Origin of the sequence: Pseudomonas sp. B21-009 (assembly GCF_024749345.1) — a bacterium.
In the GTDB taxonomy this organism is placed as follows: domain Bacteria; phylum Pseudomonadota; class Gammaproteobacteria; order Pseudomonadales; family Pseudomonadaceae; genus Aquipseudomonas.
The window spans coordinates 5,126,558-5,144,914 of sequence record NZ_CP087199.1; the positions used below are offsets into that span (position 1 = coordinate 5,126,558).

General features: G+C 63.8%; 16 protein-coding genes. 8 read left to right on the forward strand and 8 right to left on the reverse strand.

The annotated features are described in order from the left end of the window. Positions 1-3,021, reverse strand: a complete 3,021-nt coding sequence (locus LOY34_RS23640) for an FAD-binding and (Fe-S)-binding domain-containing protein (protein WP_258664063.1) — start codon at positions 3,019-3,021, stop codon at positions 1-3. 159 nt (positions 3,022-3,180) lie between these two features. On the opposite strand from LOY34_RS23640, the gene LOY34_RS23645 reads away from it, so the two are divergent. Continuing rightward, positions 3,181-4,065: a LysR substrate-binding domain-containing protein gene (locus LOY34_RS23645; RefSeq protein ID WP_195885075.1), complete on the forward strand. Its 885-nt coding sequence runs from the start codon at positions 3,181-3,183 to the stop codon at positions 4,063-4,065. Between the two features lie 9 nt (positions 4,066-4,074). Here the strand turns inward: LOY34_RS23645 and LOY34_RS23650 are convergent, their stop codons facing one another. Beyond that, positions 4,075-5,085, reverse strand: a complete 1,011-nt coding sequence (locus LOY34_RS23650; protein ID WP_045199781.1) for an NAD(P)-dependent alcohol dehydrogenase — start codon at positions 5,083-5,085, stop codon at positions 4,075-4,077. Positions 5,086-5,225: 140 nt separating this feature from the next. Between LOY34_RS23650 and LOY34_RS23655 the strand changes: the two genes are divergently transcribed. The 3 genes from LOY34_RS23655 (at position 5,226) to LOY34_RS23665 (ending at position 9,253) form a co-directional block, all read left to right on the forward strand. Beyond that, positions 5,226-5,726, forward strand: a complete 501-nt coding sequence (locus LOY34_RS23655) for a sigma-70 family RNA polymerase sigma factor (protein WP_045199783.1) — start codon at positions 5,226-5,228, stop codon at positions 5,724-5,726. Position 5,727: 1 nt separating this feature from the next. Beyond that, positions 5,728-6,675 (forward strand): FecR domain-containing protein, encoded by a 948-nt coding sequence (locus tag LOY34_RS23660; RefSeq protein WP_195885076.1) that lies wholly within the window; start codon positions 5,728-5,730, stop codon positions 6,673-6,675. Positions 6,676-6,781: 106 nt separating this feature from the next. Next, entirely contained in the window at positions 6,782-9,253 is a 2,472-nt protein-coding gene (locus tag LOY34_RS23665) for a TonB-dependent siderophore receptor (protein WP_195885077.1), read from the forward strand. Positions 9,254-9,325: 72 nt separating this feature from the next. Here LOY34_RS23665 and LOY34_RS23670 read toward each other — a convergent pair whose 3' ends face one another. The 3 genes from LOY34_RS23670 to LOY34_RS23680 all read right to left on the reverse strand — a co-directional run bounded on the left by LOY34_RS23670 (position 9,326) and on the right by LOY34_RS23680 (position 11,432). Continuing rightward, the gene (locus LOY34_RS23670) at positions 9,326-9,919 is read right to left on the reverse strand and encodes an HAD family hydrolase (protein ID WP_258664064.1); all 594 of its coding nucleotides are present in this window, start codon (positions 9,917-9,919) and stop codon (positions 9,326-9,328) included. Further along, positions 9,916-10,785 carry an acyl-CoA thioesterase II gene (gene tesB / locus LOY34_RS23675; protein ID WP_045199789.1) on the reverse strand — a complete coding sequence of 290 codons (870 nt, stop codon included), beginning with the start codon at positions 10,783-10,785 and terminating at the stop codon, positions 9,916-9,918. The genes LOY34_RS23670 and tesB overlap by 4 nt, the downstream gene beginning before the upstream one ends. 77 nt (positions 10,786-10,862) lie before the next feature. Then, on the reverse strand, positions 10,863-11,432 hold the full coding sequence (locus tag LOY34_RS23680) for a GNAT family N-acetyltransferase (protein WP_093379253.1): 570 nt from the start codon (positions 11,430-11,432) through the stop codon (positions 10,863-10,865). Between the two features lie 142 nt (positions 11,433-11,574). Here LOY34_RS23680 and LOY34_RS23685 point away from each other — a divergent pair, with 142 nt between their 5' ends. Then, positions 11,575-12,267 carry a histidine phosphatase family protein gene (locus LOY34_RS23685; RefSeq protein ID WP_195885078.1) on the forward strand — a complete coding sequence of 231 codons (693 nt, stop codon included), beginning with the start codon at positions 11,575-11,577 and terminating at the stop codon, positions 12,265-12,267. Positions 12,268-12,270: 3 nt separating this feature from the next. Continuing rightward, positions 12,271-13,119: a phosphatase PAP2 family protein gene (locus tag LOY34_RS23690; RefSeq protein ID WP_195885079.1), complete on the forward strand. Its 849-nt coding sequence runs from the start codon at positions 12,271-12,273 to the stop codon at positions 13,117-13,119. Here the strand turns inward: LOY34_RS23690 and LOY34_RS23695 are convergent. Next, a complete protein-coding gene (locus tag LOY34_RS23695; protein WP_123565145.1) occupies positions 13,085-13,513 on the reverse strand; it encodes an EamA family transporter in 429 nt (142 codons plus the stop codon). The two genes, LOY34_RS23690 and LOY34_RS23695, sit on opposite strands and share 35 nt — an antisense overlap. A 98-nt stretch (positions 13,514-13,611) precedes the next feature. On the opposite strand from LOY34_RS23695, the gene LOY34_RS23700 reads away from it, so the two are divergent. Together LOY34_RS23700 and LOY34_RS23705 are read left to right on the forward strand one after the other, a co-directional pair. Continuing rightward, the gene (locus LOY34_RS23700; RefSeq protein ID WP_195885080.1) at positions 13,612-14,526 is read left to right on the forward strand and encodes a histone deacetylase; all 915 of its coding nucleotides are present in this window, start codon (positions 13,612-13,614) and stop codon (positions 14,524-14,526) included. 149 nt (positions 14,527-14,675) lie between these two features. Next, positions 14,676-15,911 (forward strand): TIGR03862 family flavoprotein, encoded by a 1,236-nt coding sequence (locus tag LOY34_RS23705; protein ID WP_195885081.1) that lies wholly within the window; start codon positions 14,676-14,678, stop codon positions 15,909-15,911. Between the two features lie 91 nt (positions 15,912-16,002). Here the strand turns inward: LOY34_RS23705 and LOY34_RS23710 are convergent, their stop codons facing one another. After that, a complete protein-coding gene (locus tag LOY34_RS23710) occupies positions 16,003-17,334 on the reverse strand; it encodes a DEAD/DEAH box helicase (RefSeq protein ID WP_045200051.1) in 1,332 nt (443 codons plus the stop codon). A 74-nt stretch (positions 17,335-17,408) separates the two neighbouring features. Then, entirely contained in the window at positions 17,409-18,317 is a 909-nt protein-coding gene (locus LOY34_RS23715; RefSeq protein ID WP_195885082.1) for a hypothetical protein, read from the reverse strand. Positions 18,318-18,357: the final 40 nt, after the last annotated feature.

The window sequence follows — 18,357 nt, forward strand, 5'->3', positions numbered from 1 at the left end:
TCAGCCCTTGGCGTACTGCAGCAGCACATCCAGCGGATGACGCAACTGGCGCTCAGCCATGCGCTTGACCTGGCTGCGGCAGGAATAACCGGTGGCCAATGCTTCCCCCGGTTTATCCAGCTTGCCGGCCCAGGATTGCACGAAGATGGTCCGCGAGGTGTCCTGGTTGCGCGCCTCGTGGCCATAGGTACCCGACATGCCGCAGCAGCCGGTAGCCTCAGTAACCAGTTTCAGCCCCAGGCGGGCGAATACCTGTTCCCACTGACGGGTGCTGGCCGGCACGTTGGTTTTCTCGGTGCAGTGGGCCAGCAGGCGGAAGCTGTCGCTGGCGCCCGCAGCCTGTTCAGGCAGCACGTCGATCAACCATTCCTGCGGCAGCAACACCTTCGGGCAATCGCTCAGGCCTTCGACCTTCTGGTATTCCTGGCGGTACACCAGGGTCATGGCCGGATCGAGGCCGACCAGCGGCACGCCGCAATCGGCCAGGGCCTTGAGCTGGGTGGCGTTACGAATCGCCGCTTTGCCAAAGGCTGCGAGGAAGCCCTGGACATGCAAGGGTTTGCCGTTGGCACTGTAAGGCGCGAGGAACACCTTGTGACCCAGACGATGGGCCAGTTCGATGAACGACGCCAGCAACGGTGTTTCGAAGTAGCGGGTGAAGGCATCCTGGACCAGCACGATGCTGCGCTCGCGCTGGGCCGGGGTCAGTTCGCGCAGCGCGGGTACGCTGGCCGCGCGCACGTTGCAGCGGGTCAAAGTGTTCTGCAGGTTGTAACGGCTGATCAGCGGGCTGTCGAGCATGCCGACATGGCGCTCGAGCAGGCGGCTGACCCACTTCGAACCCATCACCGCGTTGTACAAGCCTGGCGCATAAGCCATGTAAGGAATGCTGAACTCCAGCGAACCGATCAGGTAGTCACGCAGCGGGCGCTGATAGCGGCCGTGGTACAGCTCCAGAAAGCGTGAACGAAATTCCGGCACGTTGACCTTGATCGGACACTGCCCCGCGCAGGATTTGCACGCCAGGCAGCCGGCCATGGCTTCGTAGACTTCGTGGGAAAAGTCAGCCTGGCCACGGGAGCGGGCCTGGTTGTTGCGCAGGCGCTTGGGCAGCTCCTTGAGCCAGGAGGTCTTGTTCTTTGCCGCCGCCAGCACATCGATGCTGGCCGCACCCTGCAGGCGCAACCATTCGCGGATCAGCGAGGCACGGCCCTTGGGCGAATGCTGGCGTTCGCGGGTGGCTTTCCACGATGGGCACATGGCGTCGTTGGGGTCGAAGTTGTAGCAGGCGCCGTTGCCGTTGCAGTGCACGGCGCTGCCAAAGCTCTGCCACACCCGCTCATCGATCTGCCGGTCAAAGTCGCCGCGCATCGGTGCTTCGTTGACCTTGATCAGGCCCTGCTCGCTGTCCGGCGGGGTGCAGATCTTGCCGGGGTTGAGCTGATTGTACGGGTCGAAGGCGCCCTTGAGCGATTGCAGCGCCGGGTACAGGGCACCGAAGAAATCCGGCACGTACTCCGAACGCAGGCCCTTGCCATGTTCGCCCCAGAGCAGGCCGCCGTAGCGATGGGTCAGCGCCGCCACGGCATCGGAAATCGGCTTGACCAGCGCCGCCTGGGCCGGATCTTTCATGTCCAGCGCCGGGCGCACGTGGAGCACGCCGGCATCGACGTGGCCGAACATGCCGTAGGCCAGGCCGTAGCTGTCGAGCAAGGCACGGAAATCGGCAATGTAGTCGGCCAGTTGCTCGGGCGGTACAGCGGTGTCTTCCACGAACGGCTGCGGGCGCACTTCGCCTTCAACGTTGCCAAGCAGGCCCACCGAGCGCTTGCGCATGGTGTAGACGCGGGTCACCGCTTCGGCGCCTTCAGCCAGGGTGTGGCCCAGGCGCTCGACGCCGGTATCGGCCTGCAGGTGGGCGACGAAGGCTTGCACCCGCGCGTTCACTTCGGCCGGATCATCACCGCAGAACTCCACCAGGTTGATGCCCAGGGTCGGGCGCTCGGCTTCGGCGGGGAAGTACTCGGCGACGCTGTGCCAGACGATGTCCTTCATCGCCAGCATCAGCACCTTGGAGTCCACCGTCTCGATCGACAGTGGCTTGTGCGCCATCAGCGCATTGGCATCGCGCAGGGCATCCATGAAGCTGCTGTAGCGTACGTTGACCAGCACGGCGTATTTCGGAATCGGCAGCACATTGAGCTTGGCCTCGACCAGGTAACCCAGCGAGCCTTCGGCACCGCACAGCACGCTGTTGAGGTTGAAGCGGCCCTGCTCGTCGCGCAGGTGCGCGAGGTCGTAGCCGGTCAGGCAGCGGTTGAGCTTGGGGAAGATGGTCTCAATCAGCTCGGCCTGGGTTTCCTGAATCTGCCGGGCCATGCGGTACACCTCACCGCTGCGGCCTTCTTGTGCACAAGCCTGCTCCAGCGCCTGGTCATCAATCGGCAGGCTGTGCAGGCGCTCGCCGCCGAGCAGCACACTGTGCAGTTCGAGCACGTGGTCGCGGGTCTTGCCGTAGGTGCAACTGCCCTGGCCGCTGGCATCGGTGTTGATCATGCCGCCGACGGTGGCACGGTTGGAGGTCGACAGCTCCGGGGCGAAGAACAGCCCGTGGGGCTTGAGCGCTGCGTTGAGCTGGTCCTTGACCACCCCGGCCTGCACCCGCACCCAACGCTCCTCGACGTTGATCTCGAGAATGTTGTTCATGTGCCGCGACAGGTCGACGACGATGCCGTCGGTCAGCGACTGGCCGTTGGTGCCGGTGCCACCGCCGCGCGGGGTGAGCTTGATCTGGCGAAAGCGCGGTTCGGCCATCAGCGTAGCGACGCGGGCAACATCCTCGGCATCCAGCGGAAACACCGCCGCTTGCGGCAGGCGCTGGTAGATCGAGTTGTCGGTGGCGAGCACCGTACGGGTAGCGTAGTCGGCGCTGAACTGGCCACGGAAACCGCTGGCGCGCAGGGCGGCGAGAAAATCGGCATAGTCGCCAGCGGGGGCGCTGGTCGGCAACTGGGCGATCATCAAAGGATGGCCTCTTTAATTTGGCTAATCACGGGAATATCGGAACACTTGCTGGCTGAGCATAATTAGGTCAGCCTCAAGACACTGATATGCCAATGATCCCGGAGCGCGACGCTGCGGACAACTGGATATTTCTGCCGCTATCGATGACTTTAACGAATGAATTACCGCCATCTCACACCGTCCATGTCATTGCTGCTGGCGTTCGAAGCCGCCGCCCGGCATGAAAGCTATACCCGCGCCGCCACCGAGCTGTCGCTGACCCAAAGCGCGGTAAGCCGCCAGGTGCAGGCACTGGAGCAGCAACTGGGCCTGACCCTGTTCCGCCGCGAAGGCCGCCAGGTGCGCCTGACCGATGTCGGCCGGCTGTATCAACGGGAGATGAGCGAAGCCCTTGGGCGCATTCGCAGCGCCACCTTGCAGGCCATGGCCTATCAGTCCGGCGAAGGCAGCCTGCGCCTGGCCACCCTACCGACCTTCGGTTCCAAGTGGCTACTGCCGCGCCTGCATGAATTCTACAAATTGCACCCGGGCATGCTGGTGCACATCAATTCGCGCATCGAAGCCATCGATTTCGAAACCAGCGGCATCGACGCCGCCATCGTCGTCGGCAATGCCGATGTGCCCGGGCTGGTCTGTCATCGCCTGCATGCCGAAGAGTTGCTGGTGATTCTGTCGCCGGAGACTGCCGCCAGCCAGGCCGACTGGTCGCCGCCGCGCCTGCCTGAGCAATTGCTGCTCAACGTGGCCAACAACCCCAACGCCTGGGGCGAGTGGTTTTCCCATCATGGCCTGGCGCACCGCAGCATGCGCCTGGGGCCAAGCTTCGAGCTGACCTCGCACCTGATCCAGGCGGTGCGCGCCGGCATCGGTATCGGCCTGGTGCCGCGCATCCTGGTGGCCGACGAGCTGGCCAGCGGGGAGCTGGTCAGCGTCGGCGCGCCGTTTGCCAGCCAGCGCAGCTATTACCTGATCTACCCGCCGCGCAACCAGTCGCTGCCGTCATTGGCGGCATTTCGCGGCTGGTTGCTGGGGCAGATCTGAGGCGCTGGCTCAGATGCTCAGGCAGATCTTGCCGAAGTGCTGGTTGCTTTCCTGGTAGCGGAAGGCCTCGACAATCTGTTCCAGCTCGAAGGTCTTGTCGATCACCGGGCGCAGGCCATTGGCATCGATGGCGCGGACCATCGCCTGCTGCTGGGCGCGGCTGCCAACCAGCACACCCTGCAGGCGGATCTGCCGCACCAGCGCCTGGACCAGCGGCAGGTTGCCCGCCACGCCGGTAAGAATGCCGATCAGCGACACATGCCCGCCGATACGCGCGGCGATCATCGACTGCTCCAGAGTCGCCGGGCCACCGACCTCGATCACGTGATCGACACCGCGGTTGGCGGTGAGCTGGCGTACTTTCTCGCCCCAGGCCGGGGTTTTGCGGTAGTTGATCAGGTGGTCGGCGCCCAGGGCCTTGAGGCGTTCGAGCTTGTCGTCGCTGGAGGACGTGGCGATCACCGTGGCGCCCGCCAGCTTGGCGAACTGCAGGGCGAAAATCGACACGCCACCGGTGCCTTGCACCAGCACGGTATCGCCTGGCTTGAGCGAGTCGTCGGCCATCAGCGCACGCCAGGCAGTCAGGCCGGCGGTAGTCAGGGTCGCCGCTTGCGCGTGGCTGTAGCCCTTGGGTGCATGAGTAAAGGACGTCGCGCGAGCGGTGACCTGTTCGCGGGCGTAACCATCGATGCCGTCGCCCGGAACGCTGGCGAAACCTTCGACCAACGGTTGGCCGTCCAGCCAGTCCGGGAAAAACGTACTGACCACCGAATCACCAACAGCGAACTCGTTGACGCCAGTGCCCACTGCGGTCACCACGCCAGCGCCATCGGCCATGGGAATACGCGGCGCAGTCGGGCCCCACATGCCGCTGACCACGGCGAAGTCGTGATAGTTGAGCGAGTTGGCATGCAGGCGCACGCTGATTTCGCCGGCTTGCGGGGCGGCTGCCTCGCGGGTGCCTACCTGCACCTTGTCGTAACCACCGCCGGTCTGGACGATAATGGCCCTGCTGGTCATGGAAACCTCCTGAGTCGATTCGGCAAATAGCTGACCAGTCTTCGCCCGACCCTGCCCCAGGTCAAGCACGAGCGCTTGCATAGTGCGCCAGCAAACCACAATAATGCGACTAATTATCAATTACTCGATATTGCCCCGCCATGCCCGCTCCCGATCATGCTGCCCTGCACGCGCTCTACAGCGAACATAACGGTTGGTTGAAAAACTGGCTGCGTACCCGCCTGGGCAATGCCGCCGATGCCGCCGACCTTGCCCAGGACACCTTTATCCGGGTATTGAATGCACGCAATGCAGACACCATTCGCGAGCCGCGCAGCTACCTGGGCGCCATCGCCCATGCGCTGATGATCGACAAGTTTCGCCGCAAGGCGCTTGAACAGGCCTATCTGGACGAACTGGCGCTGCGCCCGGAGCGGGTCGCCGAATCACCGGAAAGCCGCTTGCTGATCCTCGAAACCCTGCTGGCGGTGGACCAGATGCTCGATGGCCTGGGCGAGCGCACGCGCTCTATCTTCCTGGCCGTGCAACTCGAAGGCCTGAGCTATGTGGCTACCGCCGAACGCTTGGGGATATCGGTGACCACGGTGAAAAAACACCTGATCCGCGCCATGACCCACTGCCTGCTGCTCACGGACGACTGACATGGCCCAGCCGCTGGACTATCGCACCCTCGAAGCTGCCGCCACCTGGTACGTTCAGCTCAACGCCGCGCCGCCCAGCGCTGCGCAGTTGCAGGCCTGGCAAGACTGGTTGGGCAAGAACCAGGCCCATGCCCAGGCCTGGGCGCGGGTCGAAAAGCTGCAGCGCCAACTGGGCCGACTGCCCGCTGATGTCGCCCTGCCGACGCTTGCCGGCGTGCGCGCCCGGCGCCGCGCCGTGCTCAAGACCCTGGCGCTGCTCATGGCCGTTGGCGCAACCGGCTGGGCGGTACAGCAAAGTACCCCGGGCCAGGCGTGGATGGCCGAACTGCGCACCGGCAAGGGCCAGCGCCGCCAGGTGCGCCTGGACGATGGCAGCCAGCTTGAACTGAACACCGACAGTGCCGTGGATATCCGCTACGACAGCCAGCAACGCCTGCTGCGCCTGTACAGTGGTGAGATCATGGTGCAAACCGCCCCTGACAGCGCGGCGCGCCCGTTCATGGTCGAAACCGCCGAAGGCCGGGTGCGCGCCCTCGGCACGCGCTTCAACGTGCGTAGCGACAATGGCCTGAGCCGGGTCAGCGTGCTCGAACATGCGGTGCAGGTGCGCCCGCTCGACCAGCCGCTGCTGATGCTGCGCCTGGAGGCCGGGCAAAGCGTCAGCTTCAACCGCACGCAGATTGCTGCCGCCAGCACCGCCCTGCCCGGCACCGGCGCCTGGACCCAGGGCATGCTGACCGTGATCGAATGGCGCCTGGCCGATTTCATCAGCGAACTGCGCCGCTACCGCCCCGGCGTGCTGCGCTGCGCCGAGGGCATCGCTGACCTGCGCCTGTCAGGTGCGTTTCGCATCGACGACACCGACACGATTCTGGAAAACCTCGGCGTGTCGTTGCCGGTCAGGGTGCATTATATGACTCGCTACTGGGTCAGCATTGAAGCTGTCTGAAGAAATTTCGTACAAAGGGTTGCCGATTTTCATTCTCATTCGGCTACGCAGTTAAAGCGGCAAATTTCGACCGCCCCTCTGCCCAGCCAATCGAAGGAAATCCTGCATGACCCCGACTTGTCCGCGCGCCCCTCGCCCGCTGGTTCGCGCTGTCCACCTGGCGCTGTTCGGCCTGACCCTGGCACCGCTGCCGCTGCTCGCGCTGCTGCCGGCCCACGCCATGGCGCAAAGCGCCAGCACCCAGTTCCAGATAGCCCCGGGCCCGCTGGGCACTACCCTGAGCCTGTTCGCCACCCGCGCCAACATCACCCTGTCGTTCGATGCGCGCCAGACTCAAGGCCAGCAGTCGGCCGGCCTGCACGGCACCTACTCGGTCGAGGAAGGCCTGGCGCGCCTGCTCAGCGGCACCGGCCTGCAGGCCCAGCGTCAGTCCAACGGCGGCTACGTGCTGGTGCCCGCCAATACTGGCGCGGCGATGGAACTGGGCGCCACCAGCATCAATGCTCAAGGCCTGGGTGAAACCACCGAGGGTACGCATTCCTACACTACCGCAGCGACCCGTACTGCGACCAAGCTGCCGTTGTCGATCCGCGAGACGCCACAAACCATCACCGTGGTTACCCGCCAACAGATGGACGATCAGGGCGCCCAGAGTATTTCCGATGTGCTGCGCAATACCCCCGGCGTCTCGGCGCAAACCTATGACAGCGACCGCACCGAGTTCACCAGCCGCGGCCTGGTGATCACCAACTACCAGTACGACGGCGTCAACACCGTGTATGACGGGGTGTACGGTGAAGGTACCGCGCATGTCGACATGTCGATCTATGACCGTGTGGAGGTGCTCAAGGGCGCCACCGGCCTGATGACCGGCTCCGGCGACCCGTCGGCCACGGTCAACCTGATCCGCAAGAAACCGACCGCGCAGTTCCAGGGCTCGCTCACCGGCAGTGCCGGCAGCTGGGACAACTACCGCGGCGAAGTCGATGTCTCCGGCCCGATCAACAGCAGCGGTAGCGTGCGTGGGCGTTTCGTCAGCGCCCAGCAGGACAAGAAGGGCTACCAGGACCATTACCAGCAGAACAAAGAGGTGTACTACGGCATCCTCGAGGCCGACATCACCCCGGATACCCTGCTGACCGTCGGTATCGACCAGCAGACCACCACCCCGCGCGGCAGCTCCTGGACCGGCAACCCGGTGTACTACACCGACGGCGGTCGCACTGACTTCTCCCGCTCGTTCAACCCGGGCGCCGACTGGAGCCGCCGCGACTTCCAGAACCGCACCTACTTCGCCTCGCTGGAACAGGCGCTGGCCAACGACTGGTCGCTCAAGCTCAGCGTCAACCAGTTGCAGAGCGATCACGACACCCGTCTGGCCTCGGCCAGCGGTGGCGCGCCGGATCGCAATGGTGACGGCATGTACTTTTTCTGGGGCCGCTGGGAAGGCCACCGGGTGCAGAACAGTGCCGACCTGAATATCTCCGGCCCGTTCACCCTGTTCGGCCGCCAGCACGACCTGGTCGTCGGCCTTGACACCAACCATTCGCGCCAGACCGGCGCCACCTGGGACACCGGCGAATTTGGCACGGTGCCCGGCAGCATCTTTGACTGGGACGGTCACATCGGCGTGCCGGACTTCCCGAAAAACGGCAAGTACGAACAGAAGAAGAGCCAGAACGGCGCCTACATCGCCACCCGCCTGCACCCGACCGATGACTTTTCAGTCATCCTCGGCACCCGGGTCAGCACCTTCAAGTACAGCGACAACTACGATTACGACGGCCTGAACCCGAACTTTGCCGACAGCCAGGCCAGCTACAAGCAACACGGCGTGGTCACGCCCTACGCCGGAGTGGTCTATGACCTGAACGACACCTACTCGGTGTACGCCAGCTACACCTCGATCTACCAGCCACAGAGCAACAAAGACAGCAACGGTGCCACCCTCGACCCGGTCGAAGGCGACAGCTACGAAACCGGCCTGAAAGCGGCCTACTTCGACGGCAAGCTCAACGCCAGCCTGGCGCTGTTTCGCATCGAGCAGGACAACGTTGCCGAGTCGATCGGCACCAACCCTGCGACCAACGAGGGCATCTACAAGGCGACCAGTGGCGCCACCACCCAGGGCATCGAGCTGGAAGTGGCCGGTGAGCTGCAGGAAGGCTGGAACCTCTCGGCCGGCTATACCTACGCGCGTTCACGCGATGCCGACGAGCAGCGTATCTATGGCTTCCCGATGAGCACCAGCAAACCTGAACACCTGGTGCGGCTGTTCACCACCTACCGCCTGCCGGGGGTGCTGGACAAGGTGACAGTGGGGGGTGGAATCAACTGGCAGAGCGCGTTCTACGGCAAGATCTACAACCGCTCGATCGAGGATTACAGCTTCATCAAGCAAGGCGGCTATACCCTGGTCGATCTGATGACCCGTTATCAATACAACGAGCAGCTGAGCTTCACGGTCAATGCCAACAACGTCTTCGACAAGCGCTACCTGACCGGGCTGGGCAACTTCGACACCACCTACTACGGTGATCCGCGCAATGTGATGCTGACGACGCGCTGGGAGTTCTGAGGCCCCATCGCGGGGCAAGCCCGCTCCTGCACACCGAATGTAGGAGCGGTCTTGCCCCGCGATGAATTCAACTCAATTGTCGAGCATCACCTGCAACGCCCGGCAATCCGCTGCATGCCAGTCGGCCAGCTCTGGCCAGGGGTTATCCGGCAGGTTCACCAGAATCGTCCGCGCCCCCGCCGCCCGGCCGCAGTCCAGGTCAAAGCGGTAGTCGCCGACCATGACCATCTCGCTCGGCGCCACCGCCCAGGCGTCGGCCAGCTTCAGCAAGCCGCCAGGGTGTGGCTTGGGCGGTGCTTCATCACGCCCGACCACGTGCTCGACGGCAAAGCAGTCGGCCAGGCCGATTGCCTCAAGGGTGATATGCGCAAGCTCCCGGGCATTGCGGGTAAGGATACCCAGCTGGCAACCGCGCGCCGCCAGTTCGCGGACCAGCTCCACGGCACCGGTAGCCGGGCGCGAACCAATCGCCAGCTCACGTTCATGCTCCAGCAACCAGGCGTGCTTGGCTGCGGCTTCATCGGCCGGCAGGGCCGCCAGGTGGGTGAGGATGTCGTGGGTCTGGGGAATATCCAGCGCCACCTTGATCGCGGCAAAATCATGCACGGCAACGGTCAGGGTGCCGTCCATGTCGAACACCCAGTGGCGAATCTGCTGCAGGCTCATTGCCAGTCCTGGCGATGACGAATCAGGCCTTCCTGGCACGACGAAGCCACCAGTTGCCCGGCCTGGTTGTAGATGTTGCCGCGGGCAAAACCACGGGCATTGCCGGCCCACGGGCTGTCCATGGCGTACAGCAGCCACTGGTCGGCGCGCAGGTTGCCGTGGAACCACAGCGCGTGGTCGAGGCTGGCGATCTGCATGTCCTTGTGCCACACCGATTTGCCATGGGGCAGCAGCGAGGTGGTCAACAGGCCAAAATCCGAGGCATAAGCGAGCATGTACTTGTGCAGCGCCGGCACGTCCGGCAGGTTGCCGTCAGCACGGAACCAGACGTACTTGACCGGCTCGCCGGGCTTGGGGTTGAACGGATCCTCGGCAGTTACCGGACGCATTTCGATCGGCTTGGCGCAGAGCATCTTGTCGCGAATGGCTTCAGGCAGGCGATCGGCCATGCGCTTGGCCAGCTCGACTTCCGACGGCAGGTTTTCCGGGCCGACCACCTTGGGCATCTGGCTCTGGTGCTCGAAGCCTTCCTCGTCGTACTGGAACGAGGCGCTGCAGGTGAAGATGGTCTTGCCCTTCTGGATCGCCGTCACCCGCCGGGTGCTGAAACTGCCACCATCGCGTACGCGGTCGACCGAATAGACCACCGGCATGCTGGCGTCGCCCGGGCGCAGGAAGTAGCCGTGCAGCGAGTGCACGTGGCGCGCCTCCTCGACCGTCTGGCTGGCCGCCGACAGCGACTGGCCCAGTACCTGCCCACCGTACAACTGACGAAAGCCCAGGTCCTGGCTTCGCCCGCGGAACAGGTTTTCCTCGATCGATTCCAGGCTCAACAGGTCAACCAGATCGTCCAACACGTGGCTCATTCAAGATTCTCCAAGGCAATGCGCAACTGCGGCAAATAATACAGGGTTTGTCATTGCCGGCCCGTATGTTGTGCAATTCAGCCGCGCAGGGTGGCCTGCCACTGGGCGCGGTCGATGCGGTACAACACGTGCGCTCGCAAAGGGTCGCCAGGCTCTAGCCTGGGGTGTTCGAAGCTGCCGGCCAGGTCCTGCTGCATGCCGATGGCCTGCATGACTTTTTGCGATGGCAGGTTGCTCTCGGTGGTGAACGACACCACCTGCTCCAGGCCCAGTTGAGCGAAGGCGCAGCGCAGGCTGGTCCAGGCCGCTTCACTGGCAAAACCCAGCCCCCAGTGGCGCCGGGCCAGGCGCCAGCCGATCTCCACCGCCGGGGTAAAATCGGCGGCAAAACTCACGTTGAGCAGGCCGGTCATGCCGATAAAGGCGCCGGTGTCCTTGCGCTCCAGGGCCCACAGGCCAAAGCCGTATTCATTGAAGTGGCCGCGAATCCGGCCGATCAGCGCAGCGCTCTCGACCCGGGTCAAGGGTGCAGGAAAGTAACGCATGACCTGCGGGTCGGCGCACATCGCGGCGAACTCCCTGAGGTCGTCATCCTGCCATTGGCGCAACAGCAACCGTGCGCTTTCCAGTTGCAATATCGGGGTCATGCTCGGCTCCTTATCCACAGCCTGCTGTTTATAGCGTAGGTAACAACCTCGGCTCCAAGCTATTTTTCACATCCCTTTCACTGGTTCTGAACCTGACCTTTTCTACAGTGCGTTCACTCTTGAACCTGCCTGAAGTGGTCCTATGTCATCTTCCCACCTGACGCCTGCGCTTACCGCCAGCACTGCCACCCAGCGACGACGCGGCGCTCCCTGGCGCCAACCGCTGACCGGGCTGGGCCTCCTGCTCGCCCTGGTCATCCTTGCACTGTGGTGGACATCGAGGACACCGATCGTGGACCTGGGCAGCGACAATCAGATGCACAACAGTGGTGTTTACAGCGAATGGGCCAAGGGCGCGGTCATCGTCCTGATCCGCCATGCCGAACGTTGCGACCGTTCGCACAACCGCTGCCTGGGCGACCCCAGCGGCATTACCCTCGAGGGTAGCCAGGCGGCCAGCGACGTCGGTAACGGCATCCAGCGCCTGGGCCTGAACAACGCTCAGGTGCTGAGCAGCCCGGAGGTGCGCACCCAGCAAACTGCGCACTTCATGTTCGGCAAGGCGATCGCCAGCGAGGACTGGCTCAAGCAATGCGACAAGGGTTTTGCCGATGCCGCCTTCAAGCACAAGCGCGCCGACCATAACCTGGTGCTGGTCACCCACAGTGGTTGCATCGATCATCTTGAGCGGCAATTGAATGTGCCCGGTGGTGAACGCTCCAGCGCCTATGCCAGTGCCTTGTTCGTGTCCATGGGCAGCAACGGCAAGGCGCGGATTCTCGGGCAGATGAACGCCAATGAATGGCGCAAACTTGTCGCCAGCGCAGGAATGTAAAGCATGCCGGGCCCCTCTCGCCGCGACTTCTATCTGATCAACCTGGGTTTGCCGCTGCTGCTGGCTGCCGTGGTTTTTTTGCTGTTCGACCTCACCAGTCTCGACCGGCTGATCAGCAACCTGCTGCTCGACCCGGCCAGCGGCCAGTTCCCGCTGCTGCACAACCAATGGTTCGAGAAAGTGACCCACAAGTGGCCGCGCATCTTGCCGAACTGGACCGGCGAGCTGGCAGTCATCGGCTCGCTGTTGTCGTTTATCTGGCCACGCTTTGCCGCTTATCCACAGTCCACTGCCAGCCGCATGTTGAACACCTGGCGTATCGCTGCGGTGCTGCGCTTGACCACCCGCTACCGTCGCGACTTGCTGTTCGTGGTGGTGGCCTTCGCCCTGAGCACCACGGTCATCCATTACCTGAAAAGCCACACCAGCGTGTACTGCCCGGTGGAGACCACCCTGTACGGCGGCAGCGAGCTGCGCCAGGAATGGTTCGAGAACTTCACCTGGCTGGACAAGGCCGGTGCCGGGCGTTGCTGGCCGGGTGGCCACGCCTCCAGCGGCTTTACCTTGCTGGCGCTGTACTTCGTTGCCCGACGCCATCGCTGGGCGCATGCGCGTAAACTGCTGGTGGCGGTGTTGTTGCTGGGGCTGGTGTTTGGCACCACGCGCGTGCTGCAGGGCTGGCACTATATGTCGCACACCTTCTGGGCAGGGATTTTCGTCTGGCTGACGACCTGGCTGACAGCACTGTTCTTTTACGGCCGGCTGGCATTACAGGCTCCCGCGCGGGTGGCGACCAGAGCACGCACGCCGGCATTGATCAACGCCACGCCAGCATCACTACGCCCAGAGTGACCAGGCTGATGCCGGCCCACTGGCGCAAGTCAAGCCGCTCGCCCAACAGGGTTACGCCAAGTACCGCCACCAGCACCACGCTGAGTTTATCCACAGGCGCCACCTGTGACGCCTGGCCCAACTGCAGGGCTCGGAAGTAACAGATCCACGAGGCGCCGGTGGCCAGCCCCGACAACACCAGAAACAGATAGCTGCGGGCCGGGATCGAACTCAGCGACTGGTACTGGCCGGTGGCATACAGAATCAGCGCCAGGCTGATCAGCACCACCACCGTACGCAGCAAGGTGGCGAAGTCGGAGTTGATGCCGCTGATGCCGACCTTGGCGAAGATCGCGGTCAACGCGGCGAACACGGCGGATAACACCGCCCAGAAAGTCCATGAAGCCAACACCATAAGTACGCCTGTGCAAGGGATTGCTACTCATTGTAGAAGCTGGCGTAACGGCCTTGGTAACTGGCAAGATCAGCTTCTGTCTCGCTCAAGACCCTGCCATGCCGCTGCCGCTGATCTACCACGACGACTACAGCCCGGAGTTTCCCGCCGAGCACCGCTTTCCGATGGACAAGTTCCGCCTGTTGCGCGACCACCTGGTCGCCAGCGGCCTGACTACCGACGCGGCGTTGCTACGCCCCGAGGTTTGCCCCAACGACATCCTCGCCCTGGCCCATGACCGCACCTATATCGAGCGCTACATGAACGGCGAGCTGTCGCGCGAAGACCAGCGCCGCCTTGGCTTGCCCTGGAGCGAAGCCCTGGCGCGGCGTACCGTGCGCGCGGTCGGCGGCTCGCTGCTGGCAGCCGAGCAGGCGCTGGGGCATGGCATCGCCTGTCACTTGGCCGGTGGCACCCATCACGCCCATTACGATCACCCGGCCGGCTTTTGCATCTTCAATGACCTGGCGGTGATCAGCCATTACCTGCTCGCCGCCGGGCGGGTGCACAAGGTGCTGATCTTCGATTGCGACGTGCACCAGGGCGACGGTACCGCGCGCATCCTCCATGACACCCCGGACGCGATCACCGTATCGCTGCATTGCGAGCAGAACTTCCCCGCGCGCAAGGCCGAAAGCGACTGGGACATCCCTCTACCGCGCGGCATGGGCGACCAGGCGTACCTGAAGGTGGTCGATGACGCGCTCAACTACCTGTTGCCGCTGTACCGCCCGGACCTGGTGCTGTACGACGCCGGGGTCGATGTGCACAAGGACGACGCCCTGGGTTATCTGCAACTGACCGATGAAGGCGTCGCCGCCCGTGACCAAAGCGTGCTGCGCCACTGCCTGGGCCGGGACATTCCGGTGGTTGGGGTGATTGGTGGTGGCTACAGCAAGGACCGCGAAGCCCTCGCCCGCCGCCACGGCATACTGCACCACAGCGCCAGCCGTGTGCTGGGTTACTCACAATGACTGTGGAACCGCCTGTGGATAACCTGCGGGAAAGCCCCTCAAGTCCTTTAACCACAGGGCCTTGAGGCCGCTGTACGTTTTTTGATCAGTGATTCCGGGCGCCGCGCTAAGGTAGAATGCCGGCTCTTTTTTCCAGCTTGCAGCCGACCATGACCGACACTTGCACCACCGACCGCCCACACGTTGCCATTATCGGAGGCGGGCCGGCCGGGTTGATGGCCGCCGAAGTGCTGAGCCAGGCCGGGGTCGCCGTCGAGCTGTACGACGCCATGCCCTCGGTGGGGCGCAAGTTTCTCCTGGCCGGGGTCGGTGGCATGAACATCACCCACTCCGAGCCTTACCCGGCATTCATCGCCCGTTATGCCGAGCGCACGCAAGACGTTGCCCGCCTGCTCGAAGGCTTCGATGCCGATGTGCTGCGCCAGTGGATTCACGACCTGGGCATCGAAACCTTCGTCGGCAGTTCCGGCCGGGTGTTCCCCCGCGACATGAAAGCCGCGCCACTTTTGCGCGCCTGGCTCAAGCGCCTGCGCGATGCCGGGGTCGTTATCCACACCCGCCATCGCTGGTTGGGCTGGAATGCCGATGGCAGTTTGCGAATCGCTTATCCACAGGGCGAGCTGGCGCTCAAGCCGACCGCCACCGTGCTGGCGCTGGGCGGCGGCAGCTGGGCACGCCTGGGCTCCGATGCGGCCTGGCTGCCCTGGCTGCAAGCGCAAGGCGTGCAGATCGCGCCATTGCAGGCGGCCAACAGCGGCTTCGAGGTCGAAGGCTGGAGCGCGCTGCTCAAGGACAAGTTTGCCGGCGCGCCGCTGAAGAACATCGCCCTGAGCCTTGCCGGCCAGGCGCCGCGCCTGGGCGAATGCGTGCTCACTGCCCAAGGGCTGGAAGGCAGCCTGGTGTACGCCTGGTCGGCGCAGATCCGCGAAGCGATCAACCGCGATGGCAGCGCCAGGGTGCTGGTTGACCTGCTGCCCAACCGGCCTGTGGATAAAATCCAGCAGGCCCTGGCCAAGCCGCGGGGTTCGCGCTCAATGGCCAAGCACCTGCACAGTCAACTGGGGCTGGACGGGGTCAAGGCGGCGTTGTTGCGAGAGCAGACCGATCAACCGACCTTTGCTGACCCGGCCTTGCTGGCGCGGGCGATCAAGGCCTTGCCGATCACCCTGGTGCGCCCTCGCCCGCTGGACGAAGCGATCAGCAGCGCCGGCGGAGTAACCTTCGAAGCACTGGATCAGCGCTTGATGCTCAAGCAGGTGCCCGGCGTGTTCTGTGCCGGTGAAATGCTCGACTGGGAAGCGCCAACCGGCGGCTATCTGCTGACTGCCTGTTTTGCCAGTGGGCGCAAGGCCGGGTTGGGCTTGCTGGACTGGCTCAAGGCTTAAGGGAAGGCTTCGCCTTCCATCGCCGGCAAGTCCGGCTCCCACAGGTTATCGCGGCCCTCTGTAGGAGCGGGTTTGACCCGCGATGGCGTCCTCAAGGCTTGCGCTTGCGCGGCCCGGTATTGAACGCCGGTACCTTGCGTACCGGCTTGGCCTGCGGCGCTGCCGCTGGCGCTTCAGCGCTGTCCATCCAGCGCCCGAGGCTGCGCTTGCTGCTGCTTTCCTTGGGCTTCTTCGGCTTTTTCGGCTTCTTCAGCACCTGGCCGCTGGCATCGGTCATCGGCACCTTGTGGTCCGGAATGAAATCCGGCTCTTCGTGGCGTGGCAAGGTCTTGCGGGTCAGGGTTTCAATCGCCGACAGCAGCTGCACTTCGTCGGCGCACACCAGCGAAATCGCCTCACCGCTATTGCCTTTGCGCCCGGTACGACCGATGCGGTGAATGTAGTCCTCGGCGACGATCGGCAGGTCGAAGTTGACCACCAGCGGCAGGTCGTCGATATCCAGCCCGCGCGCCGCCACATCGGTGGCGACCAGGATCTGGATCTCGCGGGCCTTGAAGCTGTCCAGGGCACGCTGGCGGGTTGCCTGGGGCTTGTCGCCATGAATGCCGTCGGCATTGACGCCCTGGCCACGCAGGCGCTCGACCAACTGGTCAACGCCATTGCGGGTCTTGGCGAACACCAGCACCTGCTTCCAGCGCTGCTTGCGCATCAGGTGGCTGAACAGCTCCGGCTTGCGCTTCTTGTCCACCGGCACGATCCACTGTTTGACCGTACTGGCGGTGACATTGCGCGGGCTGACTTCGATGCTCAGCGGGTCATTGAGGGTCTGCGCGGCCAGTTGGCGGATCTCGTCAGAGAACGTCGCCGAGAACAGCAGGGTTTGCCGGCGTGCCGGCAGGGCGGCGTACACCGCGCGTAGCTCTTCGGCAAAACCCAGGTCGAGCATGCGGTCTGCTTCATCGAGCACCAGCGCCTGCAACTGGTTGAACTTGACTGCGTTCTGGCGGAACAGGTCGAGCAGCCGGCCCGGGGTGGCCACCAGCAAGTCGATGCCCTTGCGCAGCTTCATCATCTGCGGGTTGATGCTGACCCCGCCGTACACCGCATAGGTGCTCAGCGGCAGGTGCTCGGCGTACTCACGAATGTTGGCGTGAACCTGTTCGGCCAGTTCACGGGTCGGCACCAGCACCAGGGCGCGCACCGAGTTGCTGGCGACCTTGGCCCCTTCCAGGGTCAGGCGTTGCAGCAGCGGCAGGGCAAAACCTGCGGTCTTGCCGGTGCCGGTCTGGGCGGCGGCCATCAGGTCGCGGCCGGCCAGTACGGCAGGAATGGCCTGGGCCTGGACCGGCGTCGGGGTGTTGTAGTCCAGGCGCTCGAGCGCGCGCAGCAAGGGTTCGATCAGGCCGAGTTTGGCGAAAGTCATGGCAATACCGTCAGGGGAATTCAGCAATGGCGGCAGTTTACCTTGTTCAGGCCCGGCGCGTGCCGCCATCGCTATCAGCCTTGCGGTGCAAAGCGTACCTTGAGCAGGCGATCGAGCCCTTCACCCAGGTAGAACGAAAACGGCCTGCCGCTCTGGTAGGCAATCGCACGACATGCCGCGAATGCTTCGGGATCGCTGCGGATGAAAAACAGGTAAGGCTGATCCCTGACAGTGCCAATTTTGCCGAACTCGAACACCAACCGGTCGATAGTCTCCGGGCGCTGGATACGCACCCGCATATCGCCCATTTCCAGGCGCTCAAGCAATCGCTGCTCATCGAACGACAATTGCGCCGGCGCCCGCAGTTGTAAACCGCTGGGCATGCGCAGTTTCATCTCGCCGCGCAGATCGGCGCCACTGACATTGAAGTCGGTGACTTCGAAGGGCAAGGCGCCATTCAGCCTGGCGCTAGCCTCGCAGATCATATCGGCTTGCGGCTTTTGCGCAGTCGCCTGCTCGTTGCGCCGCAGTTGCACATCGATTTGCGAAGGAAAGCTGAAGTGCAGCGCCAGCGACATCTCGCCAAGCGCGACGACTTCAGCGGGCGCCGGGCCAAAATCGTAAACACCCAGGCCCACCTGACGCGCCTGACGCATGTCGACCAGCAGCCGGCCTGTGGGCCGAACCTCTTCCCGCGCAGGCTCGAATGACTCGAACAGCACCCGCAGTTGCTGACGCTGCCCGGCGTCCAGGGCATCCTTGGCAAAACGCACCTGCAACGCTTGCCGGTTGCCGGGCTCAAGGCGCAGTTCGAGCTTGCCCGCCGGGATCGGCCAGGGGGCCATGGCTTGGCGCACGGCCTGCAAATAGGCGGCCTCGATTTCGAAACTGTTTTCCAGAGAGATGGGTTCCTGGAAATACAGGGTCATGAAGGTTTGCTTACCGTCATACAGCATGACCACGCCCATTACGAGCAAGGCCACACAAGCAAAAATCTTCACTGCCTTCCTGGCAAAACGTCCT

What these genes read in the sequence shown, in the direction of transcription:
- LOY34_RS23700 (WP_195885080.1), top strand. Translation starts at nt 13,612, where the DNA reads ATGCCGCTGCCGCTGATCTACCACGACGACTACAGCCCGGAGTTTCCC.
- LOY34_RS23655 (WP_045199783.1), top strand. Translation starts at nt 5,226, where the DNA reads ATGCCCGCTCCCGATCATGCTGCCCTGCACGCGCTCTACAGCGAACAT.
- LOY34_RS23710 (WP_045200051.1), bottom strand. Translation starts at nt 17,334, where the DNA reads ATGACTTTCGCCAAACTCGGCCTGATCGAACCCTTGCTGCGCGCGCTC.
- LOY34_RS23670 (WP_258664064.1), bottom strand. Translation starts at nt 9,919, where the DNA reads ATGAGCCTGCAGCAGATTCGCCACTGGGTGTTCGACATGGACGGCACC.
- LOY34_RS23650 (WP_045199781.1), bottom strand. Translation starts at nt 5,085, where the DNA reads ATGACCAGCAGGGCCATTATCGTCCAGACCGGCGGTGGTTACGACAAG.
- LOY34_RS23695 (WP_123565145.1), bottom strand. Translation starts at nt 13,513, where the DNA reads ATGGTGTTGGCTTCATGGACTTTCTGGGCGGTGTTATCCGCCGTGTTC.
- LOY34_RS23690 (WP_195885079.1), top strand. Translation starts at nt 12,271, where the DNA reads ATGCCGGGCCCCTCTCGCCGCGACTTCTATCTGATCAACCTGGGTTTG.
- LOY34_RS23705 (WP_195885081.1), top strand. Translation starts at nt 14,676, where the DNA reads ATGACCGACACTTGCACCACCGACCGCCCACACGTTGCCATTATCGGA.
- LOY34_RS23640 (WP_258664063.1), bottom strand. Translation starts at nt 3,021, where the DNA reads ATGATCGCCCAGTTGCCGACCAGCGCCCCCGCTGGCGACTATGCCGAT.
- LOY34_RS23660 (WP_195885076.1), top strand. Translation starts at nt 5,728, where the DNA reads ATGGCCCAGCCGCTGGACTATCGCACCCTCGAAGCTGCCGCCACCTGG.
- LOY34_RS23645 (WP_195885075.1), top strand. Translation starts at nt 3,181, where the DNA reads ATGAATTACCGCCATCTCACACCGTCCATGTCATTGCTGCTGGCGTTC.
- LOY34_RS23685 (WP_195885078.1), top strand. Translation starts at nt 11,575, where the DNA reads ATGTCATCTTCCCACCTGACGCCTGCGCTTACCGCCAGCACTGCCACC.
- LOY34_RS23680 (WP_093379253.1), bottom strand. Translation starts at nt 11,432, where the DNA reads ATGACCCCGATATTGCAACTGGAAAGCGCACGGTTGCTGTTGCGCCAA.
- LOY34_RS23665 (WP_195885077.1), top strand. Translation starts at nt 6,782, where the DNA reads ATGACCCCGACTTGTCCGCGCGCCCCTCGCCCGCTGGTTCGCGCTGTC.
- tesB (WP_045199789.1), bottom strand. Translation starts at nt 10,785, where the DNA reads ATGAGCCACGTGTTGGACGATCTGGTTGACCTGTTGAGCCTGGAATCG.